General features: G+C 70.2%; 2 protein-coding genes. Both read right to left on the minus strand.

Annotation, left to right across the window (positions count from 1 at the left end; all coding sequences use genetic code 11):
* On the minus strand, positions 1 to 7,527 hold a 7,527-nt coding region (locus EST54_RS32125; RefSeq protein WP_129251214.1), incomplete at its 3' end, for a type I polyketide synthase.
* A 49-nt stretch (positions 7,528 to 7,576) separates the two neighbouring features.
* Positions 7,577 to 8,230 (minus strand): phosphopantetheine-binding protein (locus EST54_RS32130; protein ID WP_244942658.1); only part of this gene is annotated, 654 nt, incomplete at its 5' end.

An 8,230-nucleotide genomic window follows, 5' to 3' on the forward strand; every position in this document is an offset into this window, starting at 1 on the left:
GTCCACCTCCCCCGCGACACACTCCACCCGCTCAAGCGGCACACCACACGCCGCCAACCCCTCCACCACAGCCTCGGCGTACGCATCCCCGGCTGCCACCACCGCAAGCCAACGACCGCCCAGCACCCCACCCGACGGCGCAGCGAGCGGCTTCCACTCCACCCGATAGCGCCAGTTCTCAGTCGGGTCGGAGGCAGGCGCAGGCGTCGGCCAGAAGCGTTCGCGCTGGAACGCGTACGTGGGCAGATCCACCCGCCGGGCGGCGGGGAAGCACGTACGCCAGTCCACATCCATGCCGAGCACGAACGCCTGCGATACCGCGGTCAGCAGGGCCTCGGTCTCGGAGCGATCCTTGCGCATCGCGGGGAACAGCGAGAGATCAGGTGCCGAGAGACAGCCCTGCGCCATGGCGGTCAGGGTGCCGTCCGGGCCGATCTCCAGGAACCGGGTCACCCCCTGCTCCTCCAACCACCGCACACCGTCAGCAAAACGAACGGCCTCACGGACATGCCGGACCCAGTAATCAGGGGACGCCAATTCCTCCGCCGTACCGAGCTCACCGGTCACATTCGAGACCACCGGGATACGCGGCTCCGCATACGCCACGCTTTCCGCGACGGCACGGAACTCGTCGAGCATCGGCTCCATCAACGACGAATGGAAGGCATGACTCACCGGGAGCCGCTTCACCTTCCGACCCTCGGACTCGAAACGCCCGGCAATCTCCGCCACCGCGGATTCCGTACCGGAGATCACAACGGACTCCGGGCCGTTCACCGCCGCAACACTCACCCGCTGCTCAAGCCCCTCCAACAGCGGCAACACCTCACCCTCCGACGCCTGAAGCGACACCATCGCCCCACCCGCCGGCAACGCCTGCATCAACCGACCACGCGCCGCCACCAAACGGCACGCATCCTCCAGTGACCACACCCCCGCCACATGCGCAGCCGCCAACTCACCAATGGAATGGCCGACCAGGAAATCCGGCCGGACGCCGAAGGACTCGACGAGCCGGAAGAGTGCCACCTCCACCGCAAACAGCGCCGGCTGGGTGAAACCAGTCTGGTTCAGCGTCTCCGCGTCCTCGCCGAACACGACGTCGCGCAACGGAGTTGCCAACTCACCGTCAAAGTGTGCGCACACCGCATCAAACGCATCCGCGAAGACCGGGAAGGACTCGTACAGCTCCCGACCCATCCCCAACCGCTGCGCACCCTGCCCCGTGAACAGCAGCGCCAGCCGGCCCTCGGTCTGGGAACCACTGATGACACCTGGTGTCCTGTGGTCGTCGGCGAGCGCGGCCAGTCGGTGGAGTGCCGATGTCGGGTCGTCCGCCAGTACCACCGCGCGGTGGTCGAAGCGCACGGAGCGGGTCGTGGCGAGTGAGAAGCCCAGGTCCGCCAGGTCCAGTCCGGGGTCGTCAGCGTAGGCCGCGCGCACGCGAGCCGCCTGCGCGCGGAGGGCGGGCTCGGAACGTGCGGAGAGCACCAGCGGTGTGACAGACGGGCGCTCCGGTGCGGCCTGGAGGACCTCGGCGGTGGGCGGCGGTTCCGGGGCGCGTTCCAGGACCACATGGGCGTTGGTGCCGCTGATGCCGAACGAGGACACGCCTGCTCGGCAGACGTGGCCGGCTGCTTCCTCGTCGAGCGGCCAGGCGACCGGCTCCGTGAGCAGCCGTATGTTGCCCTGCGACCAGTCCACATGGGGCGAGGGTGCATCCACGTGCAGGGTCTGCGGCAGGACGCCGTGCTGGAGCGCCAGCACCATCTTGATGACACCGGCGACACCCGCGGCGGCCTGCGTGTGCCCGATGTTGGACTTCACCGAGCCCAGCCACAACGGCCGGTCCTCGTCGCGGTCCTGACCGTAGGTCGCGAGAAGGGCCTGCGCCTCGATCGGGTCGCCCAGCGACGTCCCCGTACCGTGCGCCTCGACGACATCCACATCCGACGGCGTCAGGCCGGCGCTCGCGAGTGCCTGTCGGATCACCCGCTGCTGGGAGGGGCCGTTGGGTGCCGTCAGACCGTTCGACGCACCATCCTGGTTCACCGCGGATCCGGCTACGACGGCGAGTACCCGGTGACCGTTCCGCCGGGCGTCCGACAGCCGCTCCACGAGCAGCATTCCGACGCCTTCGCCCCAGCCGGTGCCGTCGGCGCCCGCGGCGAATGCCTTGCACCGGCCGTCGGGGGCGAGGCCGCGCTGCCGGCTGAACTCCACGAACGCTCCGGGCGTGGACATCACCGTCACGCCGCCCACCAGCGCCATATCGCACTCGCCGGAGCGCAGGGCCTGTGCGGCCCAGTGCAGCGCCACCAGGGACGAGGAGCACGCGGTGTCCACGGTCACCGCCGGGCCTTCCAGGCCGAGGGCGTAGGCGACTCGTCCGGACACCACGCTCGCGGCGTTTCCGGTACCGATGTAGCCGTCGAAATCGTCCGGGGAATGGGCCAGCAGTGCCGGATAGTCCTGGCCGTTCGTGCCCACGAAGACGCCGGCCCGGCTGCCCCGCACGGAATGCGGATCGATGCCGGCGCGCTCCAGTGCCTCCCAGGACACTTCGAGCAGCAGTCGCTGCTGCGGATCGGTTGCCACCGCTTCCCGGGGACTCATGCCGAAGAAGGCGGGTTCGAAGCGGTCCACGTTCTTCAGGAAGCCACCGACATCGACGTACGTGGTTCCCGAGTGTTCCGGGTCGGGATCGTAGACCGCGTTCAGGTCCCAGCCTCGGTCGGTCGGGAATGCTCCGACGGCGTCGGCACCGTCCGACAGCAGCTTCCAGAAGGATTCCGGGGAGTCGACGCCGCCCGGGAAGCGGCAGCTCATCCCCACAATGGCAAGGGGGTCGCCGTCGACTGCGGTGGGGGCCACCGGCTGCTCGACGTCCTCGTGGGCCGGCGCGATCCGGGTGCGCAGAAAGCCGGCCAATGCCGTCGGCGTCGGATAGTCGAAGACCACCGTCGCGCTCAGTGTGATGCCGCACGCCAGGCTCAGTGCGTTACGCAGTTCCACGGCGATCAACGAGTCGACACCGAGGTCCCGGAAGGGCCGGTTCGGCGGTACCTCGGCGGCACCCGCGTAATGCAGTACCCCGGCGGCGTACGACCGGACGAGATCGGTGAGTACGCGTTCCTGTTCGGCCGGCTCCCGCCCGGCAAGCTGTCGGTGCAGCTCGGAACGGTGGTCGTCGACTCCCGTCCCGTCGGCGCGCTCGACCGCGGTCCGGATCTCCGGAAGGTCACCGATCAGAGGGCTCGGGCGCACCGTGGCGAAGGCGGAACGGAAGTCCGCCCAGGTGATGTCGGCGATCACCAGACTTGGCGTGCCGGAGCGGATCGCGCTCTCCATGGCATCGACGGCGAGGTCCGGCCGCAGCGGGGACACCCCACCCCGGCGCATGCGCTCGGCCATCAATGCGTCGCTCGCCATCCCGATCTCGCCCCACGGCCCCCAGGCGAGGGAGGTCGCGGGCAGCCCTTCGGCCACTCGCCGCTCGGCCAGGGCGTCCAAGTAGGCGTTGGCGGCCGCGTAGTTGGCCTGACCGGCGGCGCCGATGGTGCCCGCGAAGGACGAGAACAGGACGAAGGCCGACAGGTCACGATCGCGGGTCGACTCGTGCAGGTTGCGGGCCGAGGCGGCCTTGGCCCTCATGACGGCGGCGAACCGCTCGGGCGCGAGTGCCTCAAGTACGCCGTCGTCGAGTACGCCGGCCGCGTGGAAGACAGCGTCCACGGGGTGTGCGGCGAACAGTGCCTCGACCGCGTCCGGATCTGCGACATCGCAGGCCGTCACGGTCACTCGTACGCCCAGAGCCGACAGCTCCGACTCCAGCTCCGACGCACCGGGAGCCTCCGGGCCCCGGCGACTGGTGAGGATCACATGCTCCGCACCGCGCTCGGCCACCCAACGGGCCACACGAGCGCCCAGCGCGCCCGTACCACCCGTGATCAGCACCGTCCCGCGCGGCCGCCAACCGTCGGCGTCGGCAGTGCTGTCCGCGGCGGCAGCCGGAGCGTGCGCCAGCCTGCGCCCGAACACCCCGGACGCCCGCACCGCCACCTGGTCCTCGGAACCATCCGCCAGAACACCCACCAGCCGGTCGAGCGCCCTGCGGTCCACGGCCTCCGGAAGATCCACCAGACCGCCCCAACGGTCCGGGAACTCCAGCGCCGCCACCCGGCCCACGCCCCATACCGCAGCCTGCACCGGATCCGGACCGGCATCCGACCGACCGATCGCGACGGCCCCCTGGGTCACCACCCACACACGCCCGCCGACACCGGCATCCCCCAGCGCCTGCACCAGCACCGCGGTACGCACCGCGTCCGCGGCACCCACGGCCAGCACGCCGGCAACCGGCTCCGCACCGGCCACCTCAGCCAGACGCTCAGCCACCAGCCCCCGGTCCGCCTCCCCCGCGGCACACTCCACCCTCTCAAGCGGCACACCGCACGCCGCCAGCCCCTCCACCACGGCCTCGGCGTACGCGTCCCCGGCTGCCACCACCGCGAGCCAACGACCGTCCGGCACCCCACCGGACTGCGTCACCAGCGGCTGCCACTCCACCCGATAGCGCCAGCCGTCCACCACCGACCGCTCGCGCCGCTGCCGCCGCCACGACGACAGCGCAGTCAGCGCCTCGTCCCATGAGGCATCACCAGCGATCGCGAGTTCCCCGGCCAGCGCCGCCGAGTCACCGCGCTCGATCGCGTCCCAGAGTTGCGCGTCGGCTCCCTCCAGCGCGGGGGCCGCGACGGCCTCGGCCTCGGACGCCGTCGCCGCCAGCCAGTAGCGCTGACGCTGAAAGGGATAGGTCGGCAGATCGACGGGCCGCGTCCCGGGCAGCAGCGCCGCCCAGTCGAGTACCACGCCGTGGGCATGCAGCTGCGCGAGCGCCGTCACCACGTGCTGTGCCTCGGACCGGTCCCTGCGCAGAGCGGGGACCGCCACCTGCTCGGCACCCTCCCCACACGCCTGAGCCATCGCGGTGAGCGTGCCGTCGGGCCCGATTTCCAGGTATCGGGTGACCTCGTGCTCCGCCAGCCACTGGATCCCGTCGGCGAAGCGGACGGCTTCGCGGACGTGCCGCACCCAGTAGGCAGGGGACGTCAGCTCCTGCGACGTGGCGAGCTCACCGGTGACGTTCGAGACCACCGGGATACGCGGCTCCGCGTACGCCACGCTGTCCGCAACGGCACGGAACTCGTCGAGCATCGGCTCCATGAGCGGGGAGTGGAAAGCGTGACTCACCGGGAGGCGCTTCATCTTCCGGCCCTCGGACTCGAAACGCCCGGCAATCTCCGCCACCGCGGATTCCGCACCGGCGATCACGACCGACTCCGGGCCGTTCACCGCGGCAATGCTCACCCGCTGCTCCTGGCCCTCCAGCAGCGGCAGTACCTCATCCTCGGCGGCCTGAAGGGCGACCATCGCCCCACCCGCCGGCAGCGCCTGCATCAACCGGCCACGCGCCGCCACCAGCCGGCACGCGTCCTCCAGCGACAGCACCCCCGCCACATGCGCAGCCGCCAGCTCACCAATGGAATGACCCACCAGGAAGTCCGGCCGCACACCGAAGTGCTCCATCAACCGGAACAGCGCCACCTCCACCGCAAACAACGCCGGCTGAGTGAAACCGGTCCGATTCAGCGCCTCCGCATCGTCGCCGAACACGACGTCCCGCAGCCGCGCCCCCAACTCGCCCTCGAAGCACGCACACACCGCATCAAAAGCTTCCGCGAAGACCGGGAAGGCTTCATACAACTCCCGCCCCATTCCGGGGCGTTGGGAGCCCTGTCCCGCGAACAGAAAGGCGGTCTTGGTGCCGGTCCGAGCCGTCCCCCGCACGATGCCTTCGGCGTACGCGTCACGGGCGAGGGCGTCCAGTGCAGCGACCAGTTCCGCGCGGCTGCCGCCGAGGACGACAGCACGGTTCTCCAGTGCGGCGCGCGTCGAGGCGAGCGAGCGGGCGAGGTCCCGTATGTCGTCACCGGGGTGGGCTTCGACGTGCGAAAGCAGCCTCCTGGCCTGCTCACGGAGGGCGGAGTCACTGCGCGCCGAGAGCACCCACGGCACCGTCGGCAGGTGCACGGATGCGGCCGTGCCGTCCTGTTGTCCTTCTTCGCGTGCGGGCTCCGCCTCGGGTGCCTGCTCGATCACCGCGTGCGCGTTGGTGCCGCTGACGCCGAAGGCGGAGACCGCCGCCCGCCCCGGTCGCCCGTTCTCCGGCCATCCGACGGCCTCGGTGAGCAGCCGCACGTTGCCGGCCGTCCAGTCCACATGTGACGACGGCTCATCGACGTGCAGGGTCTGCGGAAGGATGCCGTGCTGGAGCGCCAGCACCATCTTGATGACGCCCGCCGCACCCGCGGCCGCCTGCGTGTGCCCGATATTCGACTTCACCGAACCCAGCCACAACGGCCGGTCCTCGTCCCGGTCCTGACCGTACGTCGCAAGCAGCGCCTGCGCCTCGATCGGATCGCCCAGCGACGTACCGGTGCCATGTGCCTCGACGGCGTCCACGTCGGCGGGCGACAGGCCGGCCGCCCCGAGTGCCTGCCGGATCACCCGCTGCTGCGAGGGACCGTTCGGCGCGGTCAGACCGTTGGAGGCGCCGTCCTGGTTCACGGCGGTGCCGCGTACGACAGCCAGCACCCGGTGGCCGTTGCGCCGGGCGTCCGAGAGGCGCTCCAGCACCAGCATGCCGACGCCCTCGGCCCATCCCGTACCGTCCGCCGCCTCCGCGAACGCCTTGCACCGGCCATCGGCCGCCAGGCCGCGCTGCCGGCTGAACTCGATGAACGCACCGGGAGTGGCCATCACGGTGACCCCGCCCGCCAGGGCCAGCGTGCATTCGCCGGACCGCAGGGCCTGTGCCGCCAGATGCAGCGCGACCAGGGAAGAGGAGCAGGCCGTGTCCACGGTCACCGCGGGGCCTTCCAGCCCCAGTGTGTAGGCGACACGACCCGACACGACCGAGGTCGAGTTGCCCGTCAGGAGATGGCCACGGACGTCGTCGGGAATATCGCGAAGTCCGGCGCCGTATTCCTGGCCGCTGGCCCCGACGAAAATGCCGCTGCGGCTTCCCCGCAGCCCGAGGGGATCAATTCCGGCGCCTTCGAAGGCCTCCCAGGACGCTTCGAGCAGCAGTCGCTGCTGCGGGTCCATCGCGAGCGCTTCGCGCGGTGAAATCCCGAAGAAGCCGGGGTCGAATTCGGTGGCCTCGTAGACGAAGCCGCCCTTGCACGAGTAGCTCGTGCCCGACCCGTCCGCCTCCGGGTCGTACAACGCATCGGCGTCCCAGCCACGGTCCTGCGGCCACTCCGAGATGGCGTCTTCCCCGCTGTGCAGCAGTCGCCAGAATTCCTCCGGCGAGCTCACACCACCGGGGAATCGGCAGCTCATCCCGACGATTGCGACCGGCTCCTGCTGCTGCGATTCCAGCTCCTGCAGGCGCCGACGGGTCTCATGCAGGTCCGCGGTGACCCACTTGAGGTAGTCCCGAAGCCGTTCTTCATTCGCCATGTGGAACTTGCCCCATACGTTGTAGACCGGAACGGTTCACCAGCGGCGTTCAGGAACGGCCGAGCTCCTGATTGATGAAATCGAAGATCTCGTCGTCCGAGGCCGCATCCAGCTGCTGGGACACGGCGGACTTCGCATCGCCCTCGGCCACCCCGCCCAGCTCAGACAGGATGCTCCGAAGACGGGCCTCAACGAGCCCCCTGGCGGCGTTCTCTGGGGAAAATCCTGAAATCGCGCTGGCCAGACGGTCCAGGTCAGCGAGTACGGCGGCCTCCGGCTCGACGTCTGCGGCGCCGAACAGGGTGTCGTGCACATGCTCCGCGAGAAGCTGTGGCGTGGGGTAGTCGAAGACCAGGGTGGCGGGGAGCCGCATCCCGGTCTCGACGTTCAGCCCGTTGCGCAGCTCCACCGCGGTGAGTGAGTCGAAGCCCAGATCCCGGAACGCCCGGACGGGCTCCACGGCCTTCATGTCGCGGAATCCGAGAACGGCAGCCGTGTGGCTGCGTACGAGGTCGAGTACGGCCTGCGAGCGCTCCACCGCGGAAAGGTCCGCGACCCTGCCGAGGAAGGACTCTCCCCCGGCCGCGACCTCCGCCTGGGACGTGCCACCTATCGCGTCAGCGACTTCCGGCAGGTCCGCCAGCAACGGACTCGGACGGGCACTGGTGAACGCCGGAGCAAACCGCTCCCACTCCACATCAGC

This window comes from Streptomyces sioyaensis, from assembly GCF_004122735.1.
Lineage (GTDB): Bacteria > Actinomycetota > Actinomycetes > Streptomycetales > Streptomycetaceae > Streptomyces > Streptomyces sioyaensis.